The 24,546-nt window shown below is 70.9% G+C and carries 26 protein-coding genes; 14 read left to right on the forward strand and 12 right to left on the reverse strand.

What is annotated here, in order from left to right:
• The first annotated feature begins 197 nt into the window (after window positions 1-197).
• Window positions 198-1,079: a LysR family transcriptional regulator gene (locus ACIBHX_RS47685; RefSeq protein WP_397075076.1), complete on the forward strand. Its 882-nt coding sequence runs from the start codon at window positions 198-200 to the stop codon at window positions 1,077-1,079.
• Window positions 1,080-1,174: 95 nt separating this feature from the next.
• Here ACIBHX_RS47685 and ACIBHX_RS47690 read toward each other — a convergent pair whose 3' ends face one another.
• The 3 genes from ACIBHX_RS47690 to ACIBHX_RS47700 are packed head-to-tail and all read right to left on the reverse strand — an operon-like array spanning window position 1,175 to window position 3,696.
• The gene (locus tag ACIBHX_RS47690) at window positions 1,175-2,617 is read right to left on the reverse strand and encodes an amidase (protein ID WP_397075077.1); all 1,443 of its coding nucleotides are present in this window, start codon (window positions 2,615-2,617) and stop codon (window positions 1,175-1,177) included.
• A 19-nt stretch (window positions 2,618-2,636) separates the two neighbouring features.
• The gene (locus ACIBHX_RS47695) at window positions 2,637-2,873 is read right to left on the reverse strand and encodes a hypothetical protein (RefSeq protein ID WP_397075078.1); all 237 of its coding nucleotides are present in this window, start codon (window positions 2,871-2,873) and stop codon (window positions 2,637-2,639) included.
• A complete protein-coding gene (locus ACIBHX_RS47700; protein ID WP_397075079.1) occupies window positions 2,866-3,696 on the reverse strand; it encodes an SPFH domain-containing protein in 831 nt (276 codons plus the stop codon). Before ACIBHX_RS47700 ends, ACIBHX_RS47695 begins: the two co-directional genes overlap by 8 nt.
• A gap of 66 nt (window positions 3,697-3,762) precedes the next feature.
• Between ACIBHX_RS47700 and ACIBHX_RS47705 the strand changes: the two genes are divergently transcribed.
• Entirely contained in the window at window positions 3,763-4,956 is a 1,194-nt protein-coding gene (locus ACIBHX_RS47705) for a pyridoxal-phosphate dependent enzyme (RefSeq protein WP_397075081.1), read from the forward strand.
• Here ACIBHX_RS47705 and ACIBHX_RS47710 read toward each other — a convergent pair.
• The 3 genes from ACIBHX_RS47710 to ACIBHX_RS47720 are packed head-to-tail and all read right to left on the reverse strand — an operon-like array spanning window position 4,916 to window position 8,191.
• On the reverse strand, window positions 4,916-5,545 hold the full coding sequence (locus ACIBHX_RS47710; protein WP_397075083.1) for a hypothetical protein: 630 nt from the start codon (window positions 5,543-5,545) through the stop codon (window positions 4,916-4,918). The two genes, ACIBHX_RS47705 and ACIBHX_RS47710, sit on opposite strands and share 41 nt — an antisense overlap.
• Window positions 5,542-7,887 carry an ATP-dependent helicase HrpB gene (hrpB, locus tag ACIBHX_RS47715; RefSeq protein WP_397075085.1) on the reverse strand — a complete coding sequence of 782 codons (2,346 nt, stop codon included), beginning with the start codon at window positions 7,885-7,887 and terminating at the stop codon, window positions 5,542-5,544. The genes ACIBHX_RS47710 and hrpB overlap by 4 nt, the downstream gene beginning before the upstream one ends.
• Complete coding sequence (locus ACIBHX_RS47720; RefSeq protein WP_397075087.1) at window positions 7,874-8,191, reverse strand: ArsR/SmtB family transcription factor; 318 nt, start codon at window positions 8,189-8,191, stop codon at window positions 7,874-7,876. The genes hrpB and ACIBHX_RS47720 overlap by 14 nt, the downstream gene beginning before the upstream one ends.
• A gap of 63 nt (window positions 8,192-8,254) precedes the next feature.
• Here ACIBHX_RS47720 and ACIBHX_RS47725 point away from each other — a divergent pair, with 63 nt between their 5' ends.
• Window positions 8,255-9,403 carry an MFS transporter gene (locus ACIBHX_RS47725; RefSeq protein WP_397075089.1) on the forward strand — a complete coding sequence of 383 codons (1,149 nt, stop codon included), beginning with the start codon at window positions 8,255-8,257 and terminating at the stop codon, window positions 9,401-9,403.
• Here ACIBHX_RS47725 and ACIBHX_RS47730 read toward each other — a convergent pair.
• Both ACIBHX_RS47730 and ACIBHX_RS47735 read right to left on the reverse strand, forming a co-directional pair.
• Window positions 9,355-9,966 carry a TetR family transcriptional regulator gene (locus tag ACIBHX_RS47730; RefSeq protein WP_397075091.1) on the reverse strand — a complete coding sequence of 204 codons (612 nt, stop codon included), beginning with the start codon at window positions 9,964-9,966 and terminating at the stop codon, window positions 9,355-9,357. The two genes, ACIBHX_RS47725 and ACIBHX_RS47730, sit on opposite strands and share 49 nt — an antisense overlap.
• Before the next feature lie 55 nt (window positions 9,967-10,021).
• Window positions 10,022-10,852, reverse strand: a complete 831-nt coding sequence (locus ACIBHX_RS47735; protein ID WP_397075093.1) for an undecaprenyl-diphosphate phosphatase — start codon at window positions 10,850-10,852, stop codon at window positions 10,022-10,024.
• 43 nt (window positions 10,853-10,895) lie between these two features.
• Here ACIBHX_RS47735 and ACIBHX_RS47740 point away from each other — a divergent pair, with 43 nt between their 5' ends.
• Together ACIBHX_RS47740 and ACIBHX_RS47745 are read left to right on the forward strand one after the other, a co-directional pair.
• A complete protein-coding gene (locus ACIBHX_RS47740; protein ID WP_397075094.1) occupies window positions 10,896-11,378 on the forward strand; it encodes an HAD domain-containing protein in 483 nt (160 codons plus the stop codon).
• Between the two features lie 64 nt (window positions 11,379-11,442).
• The gene (locus ACIBHX_RS47745; protein ID WP_397075096.1) at window positions 11,443-11,637 is read left to right on the forward strand and encodes a PspC domain-containing protein; all 195 of its coding nucleotides are present in this window, start codon (window positions 11,443-11,445) and stop codon (window positions 11,635-11,637) included.
• Here ACIBHX_RS47745 and ACIBHX_RS47750 read toward each other — a convergent pair.
• Window positions 11,597-12,952 (reverse strand): FAD-dependent oxidoreductase, encoded by a 1,356-nt coding sequence (locus ACIBHX_RS47750; protein WP_397075098.1) that lies wholly within the window; start codon window positions 12,950-12,952, stop codon window positions 11,597-11,599. The genes ACIBHX_RS47745 and ACIBHX_RS47750 overlap by 41 nt on opposite strands.
• A 51-nt stretch (window positions 12,953-13,003) precedes the next feature.
• On the opposite strand from ACIBHX_RS47750, the gene ACIBHX_RS47755 reads away from it, so the two are divergent.
• Together ACIBHX_RS47755 and lipB are read left to right on the forward strand one after the other, a co-directional pair.
• The gene (locus ACIBHX_RS47755; RefSeq protein WP_397075099.1) at window positions 13,004-13,534 is read left to right on the forward strand and encodes a TetR/AcrR family transcriptional regulator C-terminal domain-containing protein; all 531 of its coding nucleotides are present in this window, start codon (window positions 13,004-13,006) and stop codon (window positions 13,532-13,534) included.
• Window positions 13,531-14,166 carry a lipoyl(octanoyl) transferase LipB gene (gene lipB, locus ACIBHX_RS47760; RefSeq protein ID WP_397075101.1) on the forward strand — a complete coding sequence of 212 codons (636 nt, stop codon included), beginning with the start codon at window positions 13,531-13,533 and terminating at the stop codon, window positions 14,164-14,166. The genes ACIBHX_RS47755 and lipB overlap by 4 nt, the downstream gene beginning before the upstream one ends.
• Before the next feature lie 41 nt (window positions 14,167-14,207).
• Here the strand turns inward: lipB and ACIBHX_RS47765 are convergent, their stop codons facing one another.
• Together ACIBHX_RS47765 and ACIBHX_RS47770 are read right to left on the reverse strand one after the other, a co-directional pair.
• Window positions 14,208-15,737 carry an amino acid permease gene (locus ACIBHX_RS47765; protein ID WP_397075102.1) on the reverse strand — a complete coding sequence of 510 codons (1,530 nt, stop codon included), beginning with the start codon at window positions 15,735-15,737 and terminating at the stop codon, window positions 14,208-14,210.
• 161 nt (window positions 15,738-15,898) lie between these two features.
• Window positions 15,899-16,429, reverse strand: a complete 531-nt coding sequence (locus ACIBHX_RS47770; RefSeq protein ID WP_397075104.1) for a type 1 glutamine amidotransferase domain-containing protein — start codon at window positions 16,427-16,429, stop codon at window positions 15,899-15,901.
• Between the two features lie 68 nt (window positions 16,430-16,497).
• On the opposite strand from ACIBHX_RS47770, the gene ACIBHX_RS47775 reads away from it, so the two are divergent.
• The gene (locus ACIBHX_RS47775; protein WP_397075106.1) at window positions 16,498-16,758 is read left to right on the forward strand and encodes a heavy-metal-associated domain-containing protein; all 261 of its coding nucleotides are present in this window, start codon (window positions 16,498-16,500) and stop codon (window positions 16,756-16,758) included.
• 13 nt (window positions 16,759-16,771) lie between these two features.
• Here the strand turns inward: ACIBHX_RS47775 and ACIBHX_RS47780 are convergent, their stop codons facing one another.
• Complete coding sequence (locus ACIBHX_RS47780) at window positions 16,772-17,128, reverse strand: DUF2809 domain-containing protein (RefSeq protein ID WP_397075108.1); 357 nt, start codon at window positions 17,126-17,128, stop codon at window positions 16,772-16,774.
• A gap of 17 nt (window positions 17,129-17,145) precedes the next feature.
• Here ACIBHX_RS47780 and ACIBHX_RS47785 point away from each other — a divergent pair, with 17 nt between their 5' ends.
• From ACIBHX_RS47785 to ACIBHX_RS47810, 6 genes are all read left to right on the forward strand, one after another.
• Window positions 17,146-18,759 (forward strand): ABC-F family ATP-binding cassette domain-containing protein, encoded by a 1,614-nt coding sequence (locus ACIBHX_RS47785; protein ID WP_397075110.1) that lies wholly within the window; start codon window positions 17,146-17,148, stop codon window positions 18,757-18,759.
• 113 nt (window positions 18,760-18,872) lie between these two features.
• Window positions 18,873-20,681, forward strand: a complete 1,809-nt coding sequence (locus ACIBHX_RS47790; protein ID WP_397075112.1) for an ABC transporter substrate-binding protein — start codon at window positions 18,873-18,875, stop codon at window positions 20,679-20,681.
• Window positions 20,678-21,718 carry an ABC transporter permease gene (locus tag ACIBHX_RS47795; RefSeq protein WP_397075113.1) on the forward strand — a complete coding sequence of 347 codons (1,041 nt, stop codon included), beginning with the start codon at window positions 20,678-20,680 and terminating at the stop codon, window positions 21,716-21,718. Before ACIBHX_RS47790 ends, ACIBHX_RS47795 begins: the two co-directional genes overlap by 4 nt.
• Window positions 21,715-22,596, forward strand: coding sequence for an ABC transporter permease (locus ACIBHX_RS47800; RefSeq protein ID WP_397075115.1), 882 nt, complete (start codon window positions 21,715-21,717; stop codon window positions 22,594-22,596). Before ACIBHX_RS47795 ends, ACIBHX_RS47800 begins: the two co-directional genes overlap by 4 nt.
• A complete protein-coding gene (locus ACIBHX_RS47805) occupies window positions 22,596-23,570 on the forward strand; it encodes an ABC transporter ATP-binding protein (protein ID WP_397075117.1) in 975 nt (324 codons plus the stop codon). The genes ACIBHX_RS47800 and ACIBHX_RS47805 overlap by 1 nt, the downstream gene beginning before the upstream one ends.
• The gene (locus tag ACIBHX_RS47810; protein ID WP_397075118.1) at window positions 23,567-24,526 is read left to right on the forward strand and encodes an ABC transporter ATP-binding protein; all 960 of its coding nucleotides are present in this window, start codon (window positions 23,567-23,569) and stop codon (window positions 24,524-24,526) included. The genes ACIBHX_RS47805 and ACIBHX_RS47810 overlap by 4 nt, the downstream gene beginning before the upstream one ends.
• Window positions 24,527-24,546: the final 20 nt, after the last annotated feature.

Raw genomic sequence — 24,546 nt, forward strand, 5'->3', positions numbered from 1 at the left:
TGTATGGCAGGCCGCCCCACCGGCCGCCCGCCGCTCTTCGGCTGAGGGCCCGCAGGCGGCGAGTCCGGCGAGTCGGTGACAGTGGCCCGCCGTCACGGCGCACGGGAACCGTCTGGACGCGATGGTGGCTCGTGGCTCTTTGGGTGGCTGGGGTATCTCGGCTGCTTGTGGTGGCTTGGCTGCTAGCGTGATCGGGTATGGAGCTTCGGCAGCTCGAGTACTTCGTGGCGGTCGCCGAGGAGGCGGGGTTCACCAGGGCGGCGGCTCGGCTGCACGTGGCGCAGCCCGGCGTGAGCGCGCAGATCCGGCAGCTCGAACGGGAGCTGGGCCAGGAACTGTTCGACCGCTCGGGCCGCTCGGTCAGGCTCACCCCGGTGGGCAAGGCGGTGCTCCCGTACGCCAGGGCGGCGCTGGCGGCCGTGGTGGGCGCGCGGGAGGTCGTGGACGAGATGTCCGGGCTGCTGCGCGGCCACGTGACGATGGGCGGCGTGTCCGTGCCGTCCGTGCTCGACCTGCCGGGGCTGCTCGCCGGGTTCCACCGCAGGCATCCGGGGGTGGAGATCTCCCTGGTCGAGCTGGACCCGGTGAGCCTGGTCGAGGCCGTCGTCGCGGGCCGGGTCGATCTGGGGCTGGCGGGCGTGGGCGGGCCGCTGCCGCCGGGGCTCGACGCGCAGATCGTCATCGACCAGCCGCTCGTGGTGGTCGTGCCGCACGATGACAAGCTGGCCCAGGGCACCTCGGTCGATCTGGCCGACCTGCGCGACAGGCCGCTGATCGCGGCGCCCACCGGCACAGGGCTCCGTACGGTGCTCGAGAACGCCTGCGCCGCGCTCGGATTCCGGCCCCGGGTCGCCTTCGAGGCCAGCGAGCCCTACGTGCTGGCCCAGTTCGCCGCCCGCGGGCTCGGCGTGGCGGTGCTTCCCGAGTCGGCCGCGGCGGGCGCCGACGTCCACGTCCTCACCCTCGACAGACCCCGGCTGCGCGGCCAGATGGCGCTGATGTGGCGCGCCGAGGGCCCGACGAGCCCGGCCGCCACCGCCTTCATCGCCCACGCCCGCCGCCTCCTGCCGTCGCACTAGCGCCGATCTAGTAGTCGCGCCAGCGCCGGCTGGTAGTTCGCACTAGAGCCGGCTGGTAGTCGCGCCAGCGCCGGCTGGTAGTCGGACCGCGCCGGCTAGTAGGAGAATCCGCGGGCGTGCCGCGGCCACGGGTGGGAGGACTCCAGCTGCGCGGCCAGCCCGAGCAGGTGCGGCTCGCCGCCGGGCGGCGCCACGAGCTGGACGCCGATCGGCAGGCCGCTGGAGTGCGTGGCGAACGGCACGGTCATCGCCGGCCACCCGCACATGTTCCACGGGCCGGTGCACGGCGCGTACCGGACGTTGCCCAGCGCGTTGCGCAGGAAGCCGCGCTCGCCCCAGCCCTCCGCGACCGGCGGCGGGGCGGCCAGCGTCGGCATGACCAGCACGTCGGCGTCGCCGAACCACTGGTCGGCGCCGTAGTCCTGCCAGCGCTTGCGCCCCTTGGCCCCTTCCAGCTTGAGCCTGCGCAGCACGGCTCCGGCCCTGGCCAGCGACCGCGTCCGGCGCTGCAGCCGGGCAGGGGTGAGTGAGGAAGCCGACTCCGAGGCGCGGGCCAGCCACGTCGCGATCGTGCTCGGACCCAGCCACGCGGGCAGCCGGCCGTGCTCGACCACGGTGTGCCCGGCGATGCGCAGCGCCTCGGCGGCCGCGCCCACCGCGCTCTGGAACTCCGCGTCCACCGCCAGCCCCGGCGGCAGCGGGCGCGGCGCGTAGGCCACCCGCAGGTCGAACGGCTCGGCCGCGGTCTGCACCGGCTGCTGCTCCCACACCTGGTCGTCGTCGGCCCACACCGAGCGCAGCATCGGCGGCTCGGGCTCCACCCGAGTCCCGGTGCGCCAGGACTGCGCCAGTGGCGGATCGGCGGCCAGCACCGACAGCATCACCGACAGGTCCTCCACGGTCGTGGCCAGCGGGCCGTTCTCGGCGAGCCCCTGCCAGTCCTCCGTGGGCCTCGGCACCAGTCCGGGACCCGGCTTCAGCCCGAGGACGCCGCAGCAGGCGCCGGGGATGCGCAGGGAGCCCATGCCGTCGTTGCCGAGCGCGATCGGCACCATGCCCGCCGCCACGGCGGCGGCGCTTCCCGAGGACGAGCCGCCGGCCGTACGGGAGGGGTTCCAGGGGTTGCGGACCACGCCGTAGTGGCTGTCGCCGAAGGCGACCAGGCCCAGCTCCGGCAGGTTGGTCAGGCCGACGACCACGGCGCCCGCCGCGCGCAGGCGGGCGACGGTGTCGTGGTCGTGGTCGCAGATCGACTCGGGGGTGGCGGCCGAGCCGGAACGCCGGGTCTCGCCCGCCACCTCCAGATTGTCCTTGACCGCGACGGGCACGCCCGCCAGCGGCAGGTCGGCCAGGTCGCGGCGCTTCTGCACGGCCCGCGCCTCGTCGATCGCGCGCTCCCTGACCATGCGGAAGGCGCCCACCCGGGAATCGCGCTCGGCGATCGCGTGCAGGTGCTCCTCGACGACCGTCGCGGCCGTCACGTCGCCCTGCCGTACGGCTGTCGCGATCTCCACGGCGGACCTGCCTGCCCACAGCATGGTCCAAGCATGCAGCTTTCTACCGTTCGTGGCGAGGCTCCCGCCCTGCCTCCTTCAGCGCCAGGCGCAACGCGAACTCGATCTGCGCGTTGACGCTGCGGAGGTCGTCGGCCGCCCACTTGGCGATCGCGTCATAGACGGCCGGATCGAGCCGCAGCAGGAGCTTCTTGCGTGCTGATGGTCGCGCTCCCGACGGGCCCTCCGTGGTTACGCGAGCTGCCGCCTCCGGGCCCTGCTCGCCGCTCCGGTCAGGCATACAGGCTGCCGGTGTTCACCACCGGCTGGGTCGCGCGGTCGCCGCACAGCACGACCAGCAGGTTGGAGACCATCTGCGCCTTGCGCTCCTCGTCGAGCTCGACGACGTGCTCGGCGGCCAGCCGGTCGAGGGCGAGCTGAACCATGCCCACCGCGCCCTCCACGATGCGGGTGCGGGCGGCGACGATCTGGTCGGCCTGCTGGCGCACCAGCATCGCCTGGGCGATCTCCGGCGCGTAGGCCAGGTGCGTGATGCGCGCCTCCAGGATCTCGATCCCGGCCAGCTCGGTGCGCTCGCTCAGCTCGGTGGTCAGCTCGCCGGCCACCTCGGTGCCGTCACGCAGGCTCGTCTGGTCCGACTCGTGCGAGTCGTAGGGGTGCACGGTGGCTAGGTGCCGCACCGCGGCCTCGGACTGGATCGCGATGTACTGCTCGTAGTCGTCGACCGCGAAGACGGCCCTGGCGGTGTCGATCACCTTGTAGACGACCACCGCGGCGATCTCGACCGGGTTGCCGTTGGCGTCGTTGACCTTGAGCTTGGTGGTCTCGAAGTTGCGCACGCGCAGCGTGACCCTGCGCTTGCTGGTGAACGGCAGCACCCACTGGAAGCCCGCGTCGTTGACCGTGCCGACGTAGCGCCCGAGGAACTGCACGACCTTGGCCTCGTTGGGGTTCACCACCGTGAAGCCGGTGGCCACGAGCACGAAGATCACCACCCAGACGATGCCCAGGACCTCGATCGACACGGCGGCCGCCACCGCGGCCAGCACCACCAGGACCAGCAGCACGACAAAGCCGTTGACCCGGAAAGCCCGTCGTTCCATCCCGACTCCTTGCTATCGAAGTGATATCACCACGATAGCGCTTTTGCGGCTGGCATGATGCATCGCATGAATCGGGACACTCTGGCCATCGCCCAGCGCTCGCTCGGCGACCCCTCGCTGACCTTTCCGCTCTCGCCGCCGTTGACCAGAGGCTGTCCCCAGACGAGCACCGCGGAGATCGCCTACCCGCTCGAGGTGGACTACGACTACGCGCGCGTGCCCGCCGGGCTGTTCGAGCAGGAGCCGGGGCCGGATCTGGCGCGGTGGCAGCCGCTGCTGCCGGCCCTGCACGCGCCCACGCTGGGCGAGGGTGGGACGCCGCTGCTGGAGTTCGACGGCGTGTACGTCAAGGACGAGTCGCGCAACCCGACCTGGTCGCACAAGGACAGGCTGAACCGGGTGGCCGTGAGCGCGGCCGTCGGGCAGGGCGCGCCCGGGGTGGTGGTGGCCTCGTCGGGCAACCACGGCGCGTCGGCCGCCGCCTACGCCGCCAGGGCGGGGCTGGACGCGGTCGTGCTGGCCTCGTCCGAGTCGCCGCCGGCCGTGCAGTCGTTCGTGCGGGCCTACGGCGCGCGGGTGGTGACCGTACCCGCGGAGAAGAGGTGGCCGCTGCTGCGGGAGATCGTCGACAGGCTCGGCTACCACCCGGTCAGCAACCAGACGGTCACCCACACCGGGCATCCCTACGGGCCCGAGGGTTACAAGACCATCGCCTACGAGCTGTTCCTGCAGCTCGGCGGCGTGCCGGCCGCGGTGTTCGCGCCGACGGGCTACGGCGAGCTGCTGTACGGCGTCTGGAAGGGCTTCGCCGAGCTGCGCAGGCTGGGCGTGACGCGGCAGGCGCCGCGGATGTTCGCCTGCGAGCCCGCGGCGGGCGGGCCGACCGCCCGCGCGGTGGGCAGCGGCGCGCCCGCGGCCATCGTGGAGCTCGGCCCCACCGACGCCTACGGGGTGGCGTGCACCGTGGGCGGCCATCGGGCCGTGCGCGCCGTGCTCGACAGCGGCGGCGAGGCGCTGCTGGTCACCGACGAGGAGATGCGCGCGGCCCAGCGGGCGCTGGCCGATCAGGGGCTCTGGTACGAGCTGTCCGGCGCGGCGGGGGTGGCCGCGTGCCGCAAGCTGGGCCGCTCCTTCGACGGTCCCGTCGTGTGCGTGGCCACCTCGAGCGGCTTCAAGGACCTCGGCGTCGGCACGACCGTGGTGGAGGTGCTGGCCGAGCCTACGTTCGAAGCCATATTCGCAGCGGGCCGGTCTCTGTGAAGCCGTGCCGTACGGCTTGCTCCGGGTCGGTCTCGTAGCCGACCAGGCGCAGCCCGGGGTGCAGGCGCGCGGCCATGGCCAGGACGCCGGGCCAGGGGTCGAGGCCGAAGACGTTGGAGACGCCCACCACGTCGCCCGTGCGGTTGAGCACCGCGCCCCCGCCCTCGCCGCGCAGGATCTCCACCGGCTCGGCGAGGATCCCGGGGCCGAAGACGCCGTCGTCGTCGCCGGAGAACAGGTCCCGCTCCCACTCCCGCAGTTCCTCCGCGGTCTCGACGAGGCGCCAGTCCGCGGCGTCGTCGCCCGCCTCCGGCGCGTCCCGCTCGATCCACTGGGCCTCGAAGAGGATCTCGAACCCGGGCAGGTCGAGCGTGGCGAAGCTGTCCTTGACGGAGGCGCCGGGACCGCCGTCGATCCCGTCCAGGACATCGGCCGCCGTCGCGTCGCGCGACAGTGTGACCGCGTCCGGGTAGTACAGCGGGGTCCTGCGCGGGCTGGTCCACGCGCGGGCATCGAAGGCGCCCCGGATGCCGTGGGTACGGCAGACCAGGTCGCACCACTCGGCGTTGTTGCGGGCGGGATGGGTCATGAGCGTTTCGTCCGTCGGGTCGGGGTGGCCTCGAGAGGGTTCTCCGGCCAGGGATGCTTGGGATAGCGGCCGCGCATCTCGGCGCGTACGGCACGGTAGCCGTCGCCCCAGAACGAGGCAAGATCGGCCGTGACCGCGACGGGCCGGCCGGCCGGCGAAAGCAGGTGCACCAGCAGCGGGACCCCGGCGATCATCGGCGTCTCGGTCCAGCCGAACAGCTCCTGCAGCTTGACCGCGAGCACCGGCTGCTCGCCGGAGTAGTCGACACGGATGCGGGAGCCGGTCGGCACCTCGATCCGCTCGGGCGCCACCGCCTCGAGCCGCTGTGACCAGGGAACCAGGCGGCGCAGCGCGGCGGCCACGTCGACGCGTTCCAGGTCGGCGCGGCGGCGGGCCCTGGACAGCTCGGGCTCGAGCCACCGGTCGGCCAGGGAGACCAGGTCGTCCATCGCGGGCCACGGCTCACCGAGCGCGCGACGGCAGAAGGCCAGCCGGTCGCGCAGGGCCACGGCGGCCGGGGTCCAGGTGAGCACGTTCTCGGTGCGCAGCCCGTGCAGCAGCGCCTCGCGGACGTCGGCGCCCTCCAGCGGGGCGGCGGACAGCTCGATCGCGCCCAGCCGCTCGATCCTGCGGGCCACGACGTCGCCGCGCCGCCAGGCCACCTCCTCCTCGACCGTGACCGGCAGCACCCGCCTGGCGGTCTCCTCGTCGATCACGACGGCCTGCCTGATGCGGGCGCTGGCGTTGCCCGTCTGACGGTCGGCCACCGCGATGGCCAGCCACTCGGCGGTCGCGAGCCGGGACCCCTCGGCGAGCTCCGCCCGGGTGCCCGAGGCCATCAGGTAGCCGCCGCCCCGCCTGCGCGCCACCCGCTCGGGAAACGCCAGCGCGACCGCGAGCCCGGCCACCGCGTCGTCCACGCCCGTCTTCGCAGGGGTGCCCGAGGCGAGCCGCCTGACCTCCTGCCTCCACCGGGAGGAGTACGGCGTGCCACCCCGCCGGGCCGCGCGCCAGGCCTCGACCAGGTCGTCACCCGAGTCCCTGGGCAGCTGCTCCGACAGCAGGGCCACCACCTCGGCCGCCCCGGGCCCGGCGTCAAGCAGGGCCCTGGCGAGCCGCGGCTGGGTGCCCGCCAGCGCCATCGCCCGCCCGCGCCCGGTCACCCGCCCGTCCGCGACCGCGCCCAGCCCTTCGAGCACCCGGGTCGCCGCCTGCATCGCGGCCCGCGGCGGTTCGTCGAGCAGCGCCAAACCCGTGCCTCCCCAGCACGCCACCTGCAGAGCGAACCCGGTGAGGTCCGCCAGGGCGATCTCCGGGCGCGGCTGCTCGGCCAGCCGCTCGTGGTCGGCCTGCGACCAGCACCGGTACACGGCGCCGGGAGCCTCCCGCCCGGCCCGGCCGGCCCGCTGGTCGGCCGCAGCCCTGGAGACCCGGACCGTGGCCAGCGAGCCCAGCCCGCGCGCGTGGTCGGTACGCGGCTCCCTGGCCAGCCCCGCGTCCACCACGACCCGGACGCCCGGCACGGTCAGGCTCGACTCGGCCACCGAGGTGGCCAGCACGACCCGGCGTTCCGTGCCCGGGTTGAGCACCGCGTCCTGGACGTGGGCGGGGGCCTGGCCGTGCACCTGGAGGACCTGGATCCCGTCGAGCATCCCGGCCACCTTGGCGATCTCGCCCACGCCGGGCAGGAAGCAGAGCACGTCGCCGGCGCGTTCCGCCAGGGCCCGCCGTACGACGGTGGCCACGTGCGACAGCAGGGCGGGGTCGACGCGCAGCCCGTGCGGCGGCGCGACGGGGCGCGGCGGCGGGACCCACAGCACCTCGACCGGGTGCGGGGTGCCGGACGCGCGCACGATCGGCGCGCCGCCGAGCAGGCGCGACCACGGCTCGGCCTCGGCGGTGGCGGAGGTGGCCAGCAGGCGCAGGTCGGGGCGGAGTGTGTCGCGCACGTCAAGCAGGAACGCCAGGGCGGTGTCGGCGTCCAGGTGCCGCTCGTGGCACTCGTCGAGCACCACGGCGTCGACGCCGGGCAGCTCGGGATCCCGTTGCAGGCGTTGCAGCAGCACGCCCGTGGTGACGACCTCGACCATCGGGTTCGCGCCCCTGACCCGCTCGCCGCGGATCGTGTAGGAGACGCCCATCCGGCGCGCGGCGGCCCTGACGGCCAGACGACGTGGCTCGGCCACCATGACCCGCATCCCCGCCTCGGCCAGGGCGAGCGGGACCACGGTCGTCTTGCCGGTGCCGGGCGGCGCGGTCAGCACGGCCGTGCCGTACTCTCGTAGCGCCGTCAGCAGGTCGGGCAGCGCCGCGCGGATGGGCAGCGCGTCAGGCGGGGACACGGGCGGCGTCGAGGATCGCGTCGAGCAGGCCGGGGAAGCGGGCGGCGAGGTCGTCGCGGCGCAGGCTGATGTACTTCATCCGCCCCTCCTGCCGGGTGAAGATGACCCCGGCCTCGCGAAGTGTCCGGTAGTGGTGCGAGGCCGTGGACTTGTGCACCTCGAGGTTGTCGCTCACACCGTGGCAGGTCAGCTCGCGGGAGTCCGCGAGCTGGATGACGATCTCCAGGCGTACCGGGTCGGAAAGGGCGCGCAGGACCTCGGTGAGCTGGATGTCCGCGGTCGCCGGGTGCGGAAGGAGTCGCATGGGCCCAGGCTACCTCCGTTCTATTGTTTGACAACCATCCAACAGTCCTGACACCTTGTCGGCATGACTGCTCGGCTTTATCCTCTGGCGCTCGGGAACTTCGCCGCCGGCACCGGCATGTTCGTCACCGCCGGCCTGCTCGCCCCCATCTCGCGGGACCTCGGAGTCTCGCTGTCCGCGGCCGGTCAGCTGATGACCGTGTTCGCGCTCTCGTATGCCGTCCTGTCGCCGCTGCTCGCGGCGTTGACCGCGCGGCTGTCGCGCAAGCGGGTGTTGCTGGTCGCCTTGGCGCTGTTCGTCGTGGGCAACACGTTGACCGCGCTGGCGCCGACGTACCCGCTGGTCATGCTGACCCGGGTCGTCGCCGCCGCGGGCGGGGCCATGTTCACGCCGACCGCCTCGGGCGTGGCCACCGCGCTGAGCACGCCCGAACGCAGAGGGCGGGCGCTCGCGCTGGTCATGGGCGGGTTGACGGTGTCGTCGGCCATCGGGGTGCCGCTGGGGACGTGGCTCGGCACGGCCTCCGGGTGGCGTACCACGATGTGGCTGGTCGTGGGGTTGGGCGTGATCGGGTTGATCGGCGTGGCGACGGCGGTGCCCGACGTCACGATCGCCACCTCGGGGCGGCTGCGCGAGCGGTTCGCGCCGCTGGGCGACCGGCGGGTGCTGGCCGTACTGACGACCCAGCTGCTGATGTTCTGCGCGGCGTTCAGCGCCTACACCTACATCGGCTCGCTGCTCGACGTGCCGCTGCCCGCGGTGCTGTGGGCGTGGGGGATCGGCGGGGTGATCGGCAACCAGATCGGCGGGCGGCTGACCGACGCGTTCGGGCCGCGCCGGATGGTGCTGCTCGGCCTCGCCTCCGCCACGGTCATCCTCGCCCTCCTCCCGGTGGCGAACCTGTCCCTGCCCGTCGCTCTGGTGTGGGGGCTGGCCTGGGGTGTGCTCGGCTGGCTGATCGCGCCCGCACAGCAGTACCGCACGGTCGCGGCCGTGCCCGACAACGTATCGATCGGGCTCGGGCTGCTGTCCTCGGCTCAGTACGTCGGGGTGTTCGTGGCCGGGATCGCGGGCGGGGTCGCGCTGGATTCGTTCGGACGGGCCGGTGTGATCGTGCTGTCCGTCGCCATCGCGCTGGTCGCCCTGGTGTTCACCCTGGTCACCTACCGTCCTTCGCCGGTCGTCGCGAAGGAGTCCGCGCCCGTCAGGTAGCGCTGCAAGGTGGGGGCGATCGTGGCGGCAAGCTGATCGGTGGGCATCGAGGTCAGCGGCTCCATCCGCAGCACGTAGCGGAGCATGGCCACGCCGATCAGCTGCGTCGCCGCAAGCAGCGCGCGGGACTCGGCGTGCTCGGGCTCCAGCAGCGTGGCCAGCGGGCGGACGAGCTCCTGGCGCATCAGCTCCTTGAGCAGATCGGCCGCGGCGGGCGTGGCGGCCGCCGCGTGCAGGATGGCCGCCATCCGCGCGCCGCGCTCCGGGTCGTCCCACAGCGACAGGTACCGGGTGGCCAGCCGTAGGCCCAGGTCCCCGAGGTCGCCGTCGAAGGAGGCGGCGAGCCCCTCGATCGGCATACTCTGCCTGATGGCCGACGCGAACAGGCCGTCCTTGCTGCCGAAGAAGTGCATCACCAGGGCGGGGTCGACGCCCGCCGTACGCGCGACGCCGCGGATGGTGGTCTGCGCGTAGCCCTTCGCGGTGAACGACCCGACCGCCGCCTCCATGATCGCGTCCCTGGTCTGCGGGTTCCCCGGCCGCCTGCCGCGCTCCTCGGTCATGGAGCTATTCAACCACGTTGAATTCAACAGATGGTGAAGCTGTACGCCGGGCAGGTCAGCCCTGGGCGGGGAGCCAGCCGATGGTGACGGCGAAGATGACGAACAGGCCGAGGGCGATGCGGTAGATCACGAAGGCGGTGAAGCGGTGCCGGCTGATGTAGCGCAGGAACCAGGCGACCGCGGCGTAGCCGACGGCGAAGGAGATCACGGTGGCCAGCAGGGTGGGACCCCAGGCGGGCGACTGCGCGTCGCCGATCTTGGTGAGCTCGAGCAGGCCAGACGAGAGCACCGCGGGCATCGCCAGCAGGAAGGAGTAGCGGGCGGCGTCCTCACGGCGGTAGTCGAGCAGGAGACCGGCCGTGATCGTGCCGCCCGACCGGGACACGCCGGGGATGAGGGCCAGCGACTGAGCGAAGCCGTAGACGATGGCATGGACGAAGTCGAGATGCCTCTCCAGCGTGATCGTGCTGCGCGCCGTCCTGTCGGCGAACCACAGGATGAGGGCGAAGACCACCAGCGTGGTGCCCACCAGGCGCAGGTCGCGGAAGACGGTCTCGATCTGGTCCTTGAACGCCACGCCGAGAATCGCGATCGGCAGCGTGCCGACGATGACATACCAGCCCATCCTGGCCGCGAACTCGCCGCGCAGCGCAGGGGTCCACAGCGACCGCACCCAGGTGGAGACGATCTCCCAGATCTCCTTGCGGAAGTAGATCAGCACCGCGGCCTCGGTGCCGAGCTGGATGACCGCGGTGAACGCCGCCCCCGGGTCGGGCCAGTGCAGGAGCGCGGACACGATCCGGATGTGGGCGCTGGAGGATATCGGCAGGAACTCCGTAAGTCCCTGCACCAGACCCAGCACCACCGCTTCGAACCAGCCAATCACCGGGACAGGCTAGCGGAAGGTCAACGCGGGTAATCTGCCCGGTATGAGGCCCCTACTGCTCGTCGACGTCGACGGGGTGCTCAACCCGTTCGGGCGACCGACCCCGGACTTCCGGCGTTACGAGTGCAAGATCGGCGACCAGGTCTACACCGTGCACCTGAACTGGCGGCATGGTGCCCGCCTGCTCGAGCTGGCCCTGCAGACCAGAGCCCAGCTGGTCTGGGCGACGACCTGGGAGGAGCACGCCAACGAGTGGATCGCACCCAGGCTCGGCCTGCCCGAGCTGCCCGTGATCCCGCTGGCGCCGGGACCCAAGTCGCCCAGCGTGGCCGACTACGTGCGGGGCAGGCCGTTCGTCTGGTTCGACGACCAGGTCTGGGAGGCCGACGAGGAGTACCTCAGGGACCATCAGGGTGTCGGCGAATTCCTGCTCGTCCCCGTCGACCCCTGGCGCGGGCTGACCAGGCGACATCTGGCCATGGCCGCCGAGTGGCTGACCCTGTCGGGGTTTTCCCAGGGTCCGTGACGGGATAGCGGCCGCCTGCCAATCCGTTCTTCCTGGTGAGTAGTTCACCACGGGAGGAAACATCATGTACCGCTCACGAGAGCACCGAGTCCTGGCCGGAGTCTGCGGTGGCCTCGCCGACAAGTTCGGCCTGCCGCCGACGCTCGTGCGGGTGCTCTGGCTGCTCCTGTCGCTGCTGCCCGGCCCGATGTGGGTCGTCTACGTCGTCATGTGGATCCTCATCCCCGAGGAGCCGCGGGGTTACCAAACCAGCGTGTGAGCGCGGCCTCGACGGGTTCCGCCGACGGGGGCTCCCAGGCGACGTACCCGTCGGGGCGGACCAGCCGGTCGCGCTCCCCGCGCGCCACGTTCACGCGGTCGGACCAGGGGAGGGCGGCCCGCCGTACCTCGTCGTCCGCGGTCGTGAGCAGGCCGCGGCCGTCGTGCAGCGCGACCGGCCCGGTGACGAAGCCCTGGTCGCCGTAGCGGATGGAGACGCCCGCCACCTCCTCCGCGAGCAGCCTGTTGGCCTCGGGCACCGTCATCAGCTGGGCGAACAGCTCGCGTAGCCGGACCGTCTGCTCGTCGGTGCGGCCCAGCGCCACCTGCTGGAGGGTGTTCTCCAGCACCGCCGCCGCCACGGGGTGCCGCTCCTGCTCGTAGGTGTCGAGCACCTCGGCCCTGCCCTGTACGGCCAGCGCCAGCTTCCAGCCCAGGTTGACCGCGTCCTGGAGCCCGGTGTTCATGCCCTGGCCGCCGAAGGGCATGTGGATGTGGGCGGCGTCCCCGGCCAGGAACACCCGGCCGGCGCGGTAGCGGTCGGCCTGGCGGGAGGCGTCGGAGAAGCGGGAGAGCCAGGTCGCCTCGACGATCCGCGGTGCCCTGTCGCCCAGGTGCCTGCGGAGGCTGTCCTCGAACTCCGCCCGCGTGACCGGGGCGTCCCTGTCCTGGTGGGTGCGGCCGTAGTCGGTGGTGATGATCCTGGTCCTGCCCTCGGGCCTGGTGAACGGCCACAGCGACAGGCCCGCCGGGCCGTGCAGCCAGCCGGTGGGCGGGGCCTGCGGGTCGGCGATCACGAGATCGGCCACGTAGGCGGCCACCGTCGGCTCGGTGCCGGGGAAACCGATGCCGGCCAGCTTGCGCACCGTGCTCCGGCCGCCGTCGCAGCCGACCAGCCACGTGGCCCTGATCTCCTCGGCTGCGTCCACGGTGACGGTGACGCCGTGCTCGTCCTGTTCCAAGCCGGTGACCGTGCAGCCCCTGCGGACCTCCGCGCCGAGCTCCACCGCCCTCTTCTCCAGCAGCCTCTCCACCTCGGGCTGGGGGATCAGCAGGCCGTAGGGGTGTGGGGTCCGTACCTTCGTCAGGTCGAGCAGGCGCATACCCGAGAAGTGCTGCAGCGGGAGCTGCGGCGCGTCGATCTCGATGCCGCGCAGGGCGAACGTGTCGACGCTGCGCGGGTGCAGGTTGGCCGCCCTCGAGTGCTCGCTGATCTCCGTCAGCCGCTCCAGCACCAGCGTCTCGACGCCGTGCAGGCGCAGCTCGCAGGCGAGCATCAATCCGACGGGACCGGCTCCGGCGATGATGACATTCATGATCTACCTCCTTATCACCGATAAAGCCTTATCGATGATAAATTGTCAAGCGTGGAGAGGGAGACCGTGGTCAGGACCGCGCTCGAGCTGCTCAACGAGGTCGGCGTCGAAGGGCTGACCACGCGGCGGCTGGCGGACAAGCTGGGCGTGAAGCAGCCCGCCCTGTACTGGCACTTCAAGAACAAGCAGGAGCTGCTCAACGAGATGGCGCTGGTGATGATCGAGGAGCCGATGCGCGCCGTGTCGCGGCCGCTGCCCGGGCAGCCGTGGGACGAGTGGCTGATGGCCAGGGCCAGGGTCTTCCGTCAGACGCTGCGCTCCTACCGCGACGGGGCGCGCGTGCACGCCGGGTCCCGGCCGACGCCCGATCGGCTTCCCGACCTGGTGGAGCTGATGCGGCCGCTGCTGGAGGCCGGGTTCGAGCGGCAGGACGCGATCCGGGCCTTCATCGCGGTCGGGCGCTTCGTGGTCGGCTCGGCGATCGACGAGCTGGACCACGCCGTCTGGGAGGATCCGGACGGCGACTTCGAGTTCGGGCTGCGGGCGCTGGTGTCCGGTATGCGTTCTATCCTCGAAGCATGAGAGCTAGGCCGCTGAGTCTCATCCAGGATGATCTCGTCGACTACGACAAGGCGATGGAGCGCATGGCGGAGCTGGTCGGGCAGCGCCAGCGCGACGAGCGGCCCGACACGCTCTGGCTGCTCAGTCACCCGTCGGTTTACACCGTCGGCCGGCGGACGCCGGTCGAGCACCTGCCTGACCCCGCTCACGGCATCCCCGTCTCCGAGACGGGCCGCGGCGGGCAGCTCACCTACCACGGGCCAGGGCAGCTGGTCGGCTACCTCGTGGTCAAGCTGGAGGAGTCGGAGGGCATCGTCGACTACGTGCGCGAGGTCGAACTCCGCCTCGTCGACGCCCTGGCCGCGCTCGGCCTGCCCGCCGAACGCCGCGACACGCCTCCGGGCTCGGAGCTGCTCACCGGGGTCTGGACGGTCGAGACGCGCCGCAAGATCGTCTCCATCGGCATGCGGCAGAGCCGCGGCGTCACCAGCCACGGCTTCGCCCTCAACGTCGACGGCGACCTCGAGCCCTGGCAGTGGGCCATCGCCTGCGGGATGCCGGACGTGGACATGACCTCGCTCAAGCGCGAACTCGGCGAAGCCACCCTGGACCAGGTCCGCCCCGTCGTCGCCACCGCCTTCGAGGCCTCCTAGCGGGTACGGCGGGGCCCGCCGTACCCGCCAGCGCGGAGGGGCTACTTGACCGGGAGCTCGTCGACAGTGCGGCGGGGACCGGTGAACCAGTGGCGGGCCGACAGGAGCCACCAGAGGGCGATGCCGATGAGCACGGCGCCGACGGCTATCGGGGCGTAGTTCACCGAGGTCCAGGCGAACTCCTTGTTGCCGGGGACGCCGGCGGGGCTCAGCGGCATGATGAAGTAGATCGAGATGATCACGATCTCCACGCAGGAGATCCATCCCATGACGCGATACTTCTTGCCCAGCGTCCACGGGCCCGGTTTGAAGGAGTCGCCCATGCGCAGGCGGAGCCAGATCGGGATGAGGAAGGCCAGGTAGAGGCCGATCACCGCGATGGAGACGACCGCGTAGAAGGCGACCGGCGTCGGCGTCGCTCCGGGAGGAGCGTAGAGCGCCGGCAGCGTGATCAGAGCGGCGACCGCGGAGCCGGCCAGGATGGCGTTGACCGGCGTCCGGTTCTTGTCGACCTTGGACCAGAGCCGCCAGCCGGGCACCGCGCCGTCACGCGAGAAGGCGTACGTCATCCGCGACATCGACGTCACGCAGCTCATCCCGCAGAAGAACTGCCCGATCGTGGAGATCGCGAAAATGGTCGTGGCCAGCGGCGAGGAGAGCGCGGTGGTGAAGATGGCGCCGACGAAGCCGCCCTGCTTGTTGATCTCGTCCACGTTCGTCGCGGCGAACAGGAACGCCAGCAGCAGGAGCCACCCGCCGATGGCCGAGTAGAAGATCGACTGCCACAGCCCGCGGGCCGCCGACGTGGCCGCGCCCTGCGTCTCCTCCGACACGTGCGCGCAGGCGTCGAAGCCGGTGATCGTGTACTGCGTGAGCAGGAACCCGAGCGGCAGCACGTACAGCCAGAACGTGGCACCGCTGGTGGTGTGGTCCCCGAAGCCGGAGTTGTTGATGGTGTCGGTGAAGACGAAACCGAGCGTCTGGTGCTTGGTCGGCGCGAAGGCCAGGATGCCGATCACGACCGCGGCGCCCGCCACGTGCCACCAGACGGAGATGTTCTGCAGCAGCGAGATCAGCCTGTGGCTGTAGATGTTGATCAGCGCGTGCAGCACCAGGATGATCACGAACAGCAGGAACGCCTGCGTGAGCGTGCCCTCCCAGTCGAAGAGCCGGCTGAGCGTGATGTTGAGGAACGTGGCGCATCCGTAGTCGACCGAGGCCGTCACAGCCACCAACCCGATCAGGTTGAGCCAGCCGGTGAACCAGCCGTGAATCGGCTTGCCCATGGTGGCCGCCCACCAGTAGATGCCGCCGGCGGTCGGGTAGGCGGAGACCAGCTCCGACAAGCAGAGACCGATGATCAGAATGAACAGGGAGATCAGGGGCCAGCCCCATGAGATGGCGATGGGACCGCCGTTGTTCCAGGCCTGGCCGAACGTGGTGAAACAGCCCGCGAGGATCGAGATGATGGAGAACGAGATTGCGAAATTGGAGAAACCACTCCAGGTCCTCGCCAGCTCCTGCCGGTAGCCGAGCTCTGCGAGTCGCCTGGAATCCTCTTCTGTTGTCATGAGGATCTCCCTGCGAGGCGGGACGGACGCGCTTTGGTCTACGTCTAGACCATTTCAATCCCAGGGGCAAGGCATAACAGCCGAGTTTCGATCTGGTCAGAGTTGCGCGTGATTTTGGCCAGCTCCAGGTAATGCCCGGAACGATCTTTCCGCGGCCGTGATCAGCGGAAGGCGTCCAGAGCCGCCTGGCAGAAGGCCTTGAGGTCGTCGGGCTTGCGGCTGGTGACCAGCGTGTTGGGTCCTTCGGTGCAGGTCACGACCTCCTGATCCACCCAGTGCGCGCCGGCGTTGCGCAGGTCGGTCTGGAGGCTGGGCCACGAGGTGAGCGTCCGTCCGCGGACCTTGTCGGCCTCGATCAGCGTCCAGGGCGCGTGGCAGATCGCCGCCACCGGCTTGCCCGTGTCGAAGAAGTCCGCGACGAAGCGGACCGCCTCCGGCACCGTGCGCAGGAAGTCGGGATTCGCCACGCCGCCGGGCAGGACGAGCCCGCCGAACTCCGCCGCGGACGTGTCGGAGACCGTGGCGTCCACGTCGAACGTGTCGGCCTTGTCCAGGTGCTTGAAGGCCTGGATCCGGCCGGGCTTGGTGGAGACGAGCCTCGGCGTGTCCCCTGCCTGCTCGACGGCTTGCCACGGTTCGGTCAGTTCGATCTGTTCGACCCCCTCGGGGGCCACGAGGAATGCGATGTCCATACCGCTACCCCTAACCAGGCCGCCGAAGACTATGCGCGATTTACCCCTAGGGGGTATAGTTCTTTGCCATGACTGTGACTACGTACCAGGTTGAGGGCATGACCTGTGGACATTGTGTGAGCTCGGTTTCCGCCGAGGTGGGGAAGGTCTCGGGCGTCAGCGGCGTCGAGGTCGACCTGGCCGCCAAGGCGATGACCGTGACCAGCCAGGGACCGATCGACGAGGCGCTCATCGACGCCGCCGTGGTGGAGGCTGGCTACCAGCTGGCCAGGATCGAGTTGCTGCCGCAGGCCGGCGGATCCTGCTGTGGTTCGGGCGGCTGCAACTGACGACTCGGCCCGATCAAGGACGTGCGGGGCGGCGCCTGGCGTACCAGGTGTGCAGGCACCAGGCCAGCGCCGCCCCGACGGCGTACCAGAGCAGGTCGGGGACGTTGAAGGTGCTGCCGAGCAGGGGCCGCAGCCAGGAAGGGATCTCGCCGAGCTGGGCGAACTCGATCGCCCAGCTCACCCCCGTCGCGATCAGCGCGGCCGTCCACGGCCGCAGCCGCGGCCTGATGAAGACGGTCAGCCAGTAGATCAACACCGTGTAGAGCGCGTCGCCGGCGTATTTGGCGAACCAGCCGCCGAGCAGGGCCCGTACGGCGAGGCCGAGCGCGACGGTCACGGCGGCGGCCAGGGCGCTGAGAGAACGGGGCACCCGGCTACGGTAGTGCGGTGAGCGCGACCATGGTGGTGAAGGATCTCTCGGCAGGCCACGGCGACAAGGTGCTGTTCTCCGGCCTGGACCTGGTGGTGGGACCCGGCGACGTGATCGGACTTGTCGGCGTCAACGGCGCGGGCAAGTCGACGCTGCTGCGCATGCTCGCCGGGCTGGCACAGCCCGAGGCGGGCACGATCAGGCTCAACCCGGCCTCCGCGGTGGTCGGCTACCTGCCCCAGGAGCCGGACCGCAGGCCGGGCGAGACCGTCGCCCGGTTCCTGGCCAGGCGCACGGGCGTGGCCAGGGCGCAGCGCGACCTCGACGCCGCCACCCAGGCCATCGTCGACCAGGCGGAGGGCGCCGACGACGCCTACTGCCTGGCGCTGGAGCGCTGGCTCACGCTCGGCGGCGCCGACCTGGAGGAGCGGGCCGGCGAGGTGGACCTGGGCTTCTCGCTGGACCTGCCGATGACGGCACTGTCGGGCGGCCAGGCGGCCCGCGCGGGGCTGGCCTCCCTGCTGCTGAGCCGCTACGACCTGTTCCTGCTCGACGAGCCGACCAACGACCTGGACCTGGACGGGCTCGACCGGCTGGAGACGTTCGTCAGGGGGCTGCGGGCGGGCACCGTGCTGGTCAGCCACGACCGCGAGTTCCTGGCCAGGACCGTCACCGAGGTGCTCGAGCTGGACCTGGCCCAGCAGCGGGTCAACCTCTACGGCGGCGGCTACCAGGCCTACCTGGACGAGCGCGAGGTCGCCCGCAGGCACGCCCGCGAGCGGTTCGAGGAGTACGCCGATACGCGCTCCCAGCTCGAGGCGCGAGCCCGTACCCAGCGCGCCTGGATGGAGAAGGGCGTCAAGAACGCCCGCCGCAAGATGCCCGACAACGACAAGATCGGGCGCAACGCCCGCGTCGAGACCACGGAGAAGCAGGCCGCCAAGGCCCGCCAGACCGAGCGCATGCTGGAGCGGCTGGACGTCGTCGAGGAGCCGCGCAAGGAGTGGGAGCTGCGCATGGAGATCGCCGCCGCGCCCCGCTCCGGCGCGGTGGTGGCCACCCTGCGCAACGCGGTGGTCAGGCGCGGCGAATTCCGGCTGGGCCCGATCAATCTGGAGATCGGCTGGGCCGAGCGCGTGGCGATCACCGGCGCGAACGGGGCGGGCAAGACCACGCTGCTGGGCGCGCTGCTCGGCCGGATCCCGCTGGAGGAGGGGCACGCCTCGCTCGGTCCCGGCGTCGTGGTGGGCGAGGTCGACCAGGCGCGCAGGCTCTTCGAGGGCGAGGCGCCGCTGGTGGACACGTTCTCCGAGGACATGCCGCCGGGTGAGGTCCGCACGCTGCTGGCCAAGTTCGGGCTGAAGGCGGCGCACGTGCTGCGTCCGGCTAACACTCTGTCACCGGGGGAGCGTACCCGGGCGGCGCTGGCGTTGTTGCAGGCGCGCGGGGTGAACCTGCTCGTGCTGGACGAGCCGACCAACCATCTCGACCTGCCCGCCATCGAGCAGCTGGAGGCGGCGCTGGCCACCTATCCAGGCACGATGCTGCTCGTCACGCACGACAGGCGCATGCTGGAGGCGGTGTCCGTCGACAGAAGACTGCGCGTCTCGGGCGGAAAGCTTGAAAATTAACACCGCTTCAGGAAACGAGAGTGAAACAATTTTCCGTCACTCGTTGACACAAGGTCTTCGTATGGTGTGCCTTTCTCTACACAGGACTACCCCCGCCTGAAGGTGAGGCACTTATGAGGAAATGGCTCGGGCGCGTGGCCGCGCTGGGCGTGGCGCTCTTAGTGGCAGGTCAGGGCGCCGTCGCCCATGCCGAGGATCCCTCGGCGGGGAAGAAGGTCGTTCGGGTTGGCGCCACTCAGGCGGTCGACTCGATGAACCCGTTCCTCGCCGTGCGCGTCGTCTCGACCGCCGTGCACCGGTGGATGTGGAGTTACCTCACCGTCCCCGATGCCAAGACGCTCCAGCCGAGCCCCGACCTGGCCGAATCCTGGTCAGTGGCGCCGGACAAGCTCACCTGGACGTTCAAGATCCGTAAGACGAACTGGTCGGACGGCCAGCCCGTCACGGCCGAGGACGCCGCCTGGACGCTCAACAAGATCATGACGGACGACGCCGCGAAGACCGCGAACGGCCCGGCCGTGGAGAACTTCGAGAGCGTCACCGCCAACGGCCAGGACCTGGTCATCAAGACCAAGCAGCCGCAGGCGTCCATCCTCGACACGGCCATCCCGATCGTGCCCAAGCACGTCTGGGAGAAGGTCACGGACATGGCCAAGTACGAGCCGGACGCCTACCCGGTCGTCGGTGACGGTCCGTACATCGCGACCGAGTACAAGAAGGACCAGTACGTCAAGCTCAAGGCCAACCCCAACTACTGGCGGGGCAAGCCGAAGATCGACGAGCTGCAGATGGTCTTCTACGACAACCCGGCCGCCGCGATCGTGGGCCTGAACAAGGGCGAGATCGACCTGATCGGCCGCCTGCAGGGCCCGGACTTCGACGCGATCAAGAGCGACCCGAACATCGTCAAGTGGAACACCCAGGGCCGCCGTGCCAGCTACCTGGAGGTCAACCCGGGCGCCACGACCACCGACAACAAGGCGGTCGGTGACGGCCACCCGGCGCTGAAGGACGTCCGCGTACGCCAGGCCCTGCACTACGCGATCAACAAGCAGGAGCTCGTCGACAAGGTCCAGAACGGCTACGCGACCCCTGCCGACGGATCGATCATCCCGCCGATGTTCAAGGACTACTTCTGGACCGCCAGCGGGGACACCAAGGTCACCTTCGACCCGGCCAAGGCCAACAAGATCCTCGACGACGCGGGCTACAAGAAGGGCGCCGACGGCGTCCGCACGATGCCCGACGGCAAGCGCAAGCTGGAGTTCCGCTTCTCCATCCACACGGACACGCCGGTCGAGGACAAGCTGGCCGAGTACCTGACCGGCTACTTCAAGGCGATCGGCATCACGCTGACCACCAACCGGGTCGACTCCAGCAAGTTCAGCGAGGAGACCGGCGTCACCGGCCTGTACGACATCGCGATCAGCGGCTGGTCGGTCAACCCCGACCCCGAGGAGGTCCTGGCCACGCACCTGTGCAGCCGGAGGCCCACCCCGAAGGGCGAGGGCGGCGGCACCGAGTCGTTCTTCTGCGACCCGACCTTCGAGAAGCTCTACCAGCAGCAGCTCGCCGAGCTCGACCACCCCAAGCGGGCCGAGATCATCAAGCAGATGGAGGAGCGCCTCTACACCCAGGCGCCGGTCATCGCGCTGTACTACCCGAACGACCTCGAGGGTTACCGCAAGGACAAGATCACCAGCATCACCCCGATCCCCGAGGAGAAGGGGCTGCTGTACGGCGGTAGCAGCTACATGCCGTTCTACTCGCTGGACGCCAAGGCCACCGGCGGCACCAGCGCCGCGGGCGGCGGCTCGAGCACCGGTCTGATCATCGGGATCGTCGTGGCGGTCATCGTCGTCGGCGGCGCCGTCTTCTTCGTGACCAGGCGGCGCAAGAGCGTGGCAGACGAACGCGAATGACGGCACCTCTGCAGTCGGTCGAGCCCGCCGCCGAGCAGGCGGCGGGCTCGACCTACCGTGGCACCCTGCGGTACGCGCTGTCCAAGGCGGGCGGGGCGGCGGTCAGCATCGCCGTGGTGATCATCACCACGTTCTTCGTCTTCCGCCTCCTGCCGGGCGACCCGGTGCGCGCCCTGGCGCAGGGCCGCAACATGACGCCCGAGGCGCTGGCGATCGAACGCCACCGCCTCGGCCTGGACAAGCCGCAGTGGCAGCAGTTCATCGACTACATCGGCAACACGATCAGGCTCGACTTCGGCAGCTCCTACGAGTACAAGCGCCCGGTGCTCGACCTCATCGGCGAGCGCTTCGGCAACACGCTGCTGCTCACGGGGACCGCGCTGATCCTGGCGGTCAGCCTGGGCCTGTGGCAGGGCACCAAGGCCGGCTGGCGGATCGGCAGCCGCTTCGACCGCTTCTCCACGGCGATCTCGCTGGTGCTGTGGTCGGTGCCGACGTTCTGGCTCGGCCTGCTGCTGCTCCTGGTCTTCGCCAACGGCATCGGCCCCATCCCCGGCCTGTTCCCCACGCGCGGCATCGAGAGCGTCGACGCCCCTGACGGCTTCGCCTACGTCCTGGACGTCGGCCTGCACATGGTGCTGCCGGTGCTCACGCTGGTCGGCGTGGTCTACGCGCAGTACCTGCTGGTCATGCGCTCCTCCCTGCAGGAGGAGGTCGCCCAGGACTACATCACGACCGCCCGTGCCAAGGGCCTGCGCGACGACGAGGTACGGCGGCGCCACGCCATCCCCAACGCGTTGCTGCCCACGGTGACGCTGGTGTTCATGCGGATCGGCTTCATCGTGTCCGGCGCGGTCACGGTGGAGGCCATCTACAGCTGGCCGGGGCTCGGTCAGCTGTTCGTGCGCGCGATCCACGTGCCCGACTTCACGCTGATGCAGGGCACGTTCATCGTCATCAGCGTCTCGGTGATCATCATGAACACGCTGGCCGACGTGGTCTACCACCTGCTCGACCCGAGGGTGAGGTCCACATGACGAGCCTGACCTGGACCCGCAGGAGGCGGGCCCTCGGCCGGTTCTGGGCCGAGTTCCGCAAGCACAAGGGCGGCGTGATCGGGCTGGGCATCCTGGTCGTCGCCGTGGTGATGGCGCTGATCGCGCCGCTGTTCATCGACGAGGGCGTGACCTCGGTGGTGTCGGGCGTCGGCAAGCCATGGGCTCCTCCGGGACCCGGCCACCTGCTGGGCACCGACGAGTCGGGGCGGTCGATCATCGAGCTCATCTGGTGGGGCTCGCGCACGTCGCTGCTGATCGGGTTCCTGGCCGCGCTGCTCACCGTGGTGATCGGCACGGTGATCGGGATCGCGGCCGGGCACTTCCGCGGTCTGGCCGGCGCCGTGCTGATGCGGGTGACCGACTGGTTCCTGGTACTGCCCTCGACGGTGACCGCGCTGGTGCTGGCCGCCATGCTCGGCGGGAGCACCACGACGATCATCATCGCGATCGCCATCACCTCGTGGCCGTCCACGACCCGGCTGATCCGCGCCCAGACGCTCGCCGTCGAGGCCAGGCCGTACATCGAGAGGTCGAAGGCGCTCGGGGCGGGACACTGGCACATCGCCACCAGGCACGTGCTGCCGAACGTGGGGCCGCTGCTGCTGGCCAGCACCACGCTGGAGGTGGCCAGCGCGATCGTCACCGAGTCGACCCTGGCCTTCCTGGGCGCCAGCTCCAACAGGACGTCCTGGGGAAGCATGCTCAAGGGCTCCTACGACTGGAACGCCGCGACCAACGGCGCCTGGTGGTACATCCTCATCCCCGGTCTGTGCATCGTCGCGGTCGTCATGGCCTTCACCATGTTCGGCCGCGCGCTGGAGGCCGTGCTGAACCCGCGGCTGCGGAGGGCTGGCTGATGGCGCTGCTTCAACTGGACGACATGTCCGTCACCTACCGGATCGCCTCGGGCGAGGTGCCGGCCGTGCGCGGGGTGTCGCTGACGCTGGAGGCCGGCAGTGCGCTCGGGATCGCGGGCGAGTCGGGGTCCGGCAAGTCGACGCTGGCCATGGCGCTGCTGCGGCTGCTGCCGAAGGACGCGCGGGTCGGCGGCCGGATCCTGCTCGACGGCGAGGACCTGCTCGCCATGAAGTGGGGCCGCCTGCGCGCCGTGCGCTGGGCCGAGGCCTCGATCGTGTTCCAGGGCGCCCAGCACGGGCTCAACCCGGTGCGCAGGATCGGCGACCAGATCGCCGAGCCACTGCTCGTGCACGGGCTGGCCAAACCGGAGGGCGCCCGCAAGCGCGTGGCCGAGCTGCTCGACCAGGTGGGCCTGCCCGCCTGGCGGGCGCGCAGCTACCCGCACGAGCTGTCGGGCGGTCAGCGGCAGCGCGTGATGATCGCGATGGCGCTGGCCTGCTCACCCCGGCTGATCATCGCCGACGAGCCGACCACCGCGCTCGACGTGATGGTCCAGGCGCAGGTGCTGACCCTGATCAAGGAGCTGGTCGCCGAGCACGACATCTCCTTGATCATGATCTCGCACGACCTGTCGGTGCTGGCCGACGTCTGCGACCGCCTGGCCGTCATGTACGCCGGGCGGATCGTGGAGAACGGCCCCTCGCACGAGGTCTTCCACGACGCCAAGCACCCCTACAGCAAGGCACTGGCCGCGGCGTTCCCCACCGTCGGCGACCCTGCCTCGCGGATGGCCCCCAAGGGCCTGGGCGGCGACCCGCCCGACCCGATGGAGCTGCCGTCCGGCTGCTCGTTCCACCCGCGCTGCCCGGTGGCGCTGGAGGAGTGCTCGACCGCGGACGTCGAGCTCTGGCCCGCCGGCCAACGCCGTACGGCGGCGTGCGTGCACGTTCGCGCGAAGGAGAAGGCATCATGACGCTGCTCGAGGCGAGCGACCTGCACGTGGACTTCGCCTCGCGGGGACGGCGTGCCCGCGCGGTCGACGGGGTGAACCTGTCGATCGGCGCGGGCGAGATCGTGGCACTGGTCGGCGAGTCCGGCTGCGGCAAGACCACGCTCGCCCGCACGCTGCTGGGCCTGGAGCGCCCCTCCTCCGGCTCGGTCACGTACGGCGGGGCCAGGCTCACCTACCGCGGCAGGGCGCTCAAGGCCCACCGGCGCGAGGTGCAGCTCGTCCTGCAGGACCCGATGGGCTCGTTGAACCCGCGCCAGACCGTGTACGAGGCGGTCGCCGAGGGCCCGCGCATCCACGGGCTGCCCGACGAGGAGAAGATCGTCGCCGACGCGCTGTCCAGGGCGGGGCTGCGGCCACCCGAGCGGTTCTTCCTGCGCTACCCGCACGAGCTGTCCGGCGGGCAGCGCCAGCGCGTGGTCATCGCGGGGGCGCTGGCGCTCGACCCGAAGGTGCTCATCGCCGACGAGCCGGTGGCCTCGCTGGACGCCTCGGTCCGCGGCGAGATCCTGGCGCTGCTGCTCAAGCTGCGCGCCGATCTGGGGCTGTCGGCGCTGGTCGTCACCCACGACCTGGGCCTGGCCTGGAACATCGCCGACCGCGTGGCGGTGATGTACCTGGGCAGGATCGTCGAGTCCGGTCCCGTCGAGCAGGTGCTGACCGCGCCGCGGCACCCGTACACGCAGGCGCTGCTGAGCGTGCTGCCCGAGTCGCCGGAGCGGATCGTGCTGTCCGGCGAGCCGCCGGACCCCACGCGCATCCCCGGCGGGTGCCGCTTCCACGCGCGCTGCCAGGAGCTCGCCTCCGGCAGGGCCGCGGAGGCGGGGGTGGACGGCAGGTGCCGTTCGGAGGTGCTGAGCGTGTTGCCGGCCGTACCTGAGGCGCAGGCCGCCTGCCACTACGCCGCGCTCAGCGCGTGAGCCCGATGGCCCGCGGCCGG

The organism is Nonomuraea sp. NPDC050536, assembly GCF_044457685.1.
GTDB lineage: Bacteria > Actinomycetota > Actinomycetes > Streptosporangiales > Streptosporangiaceae > Nonomuraea.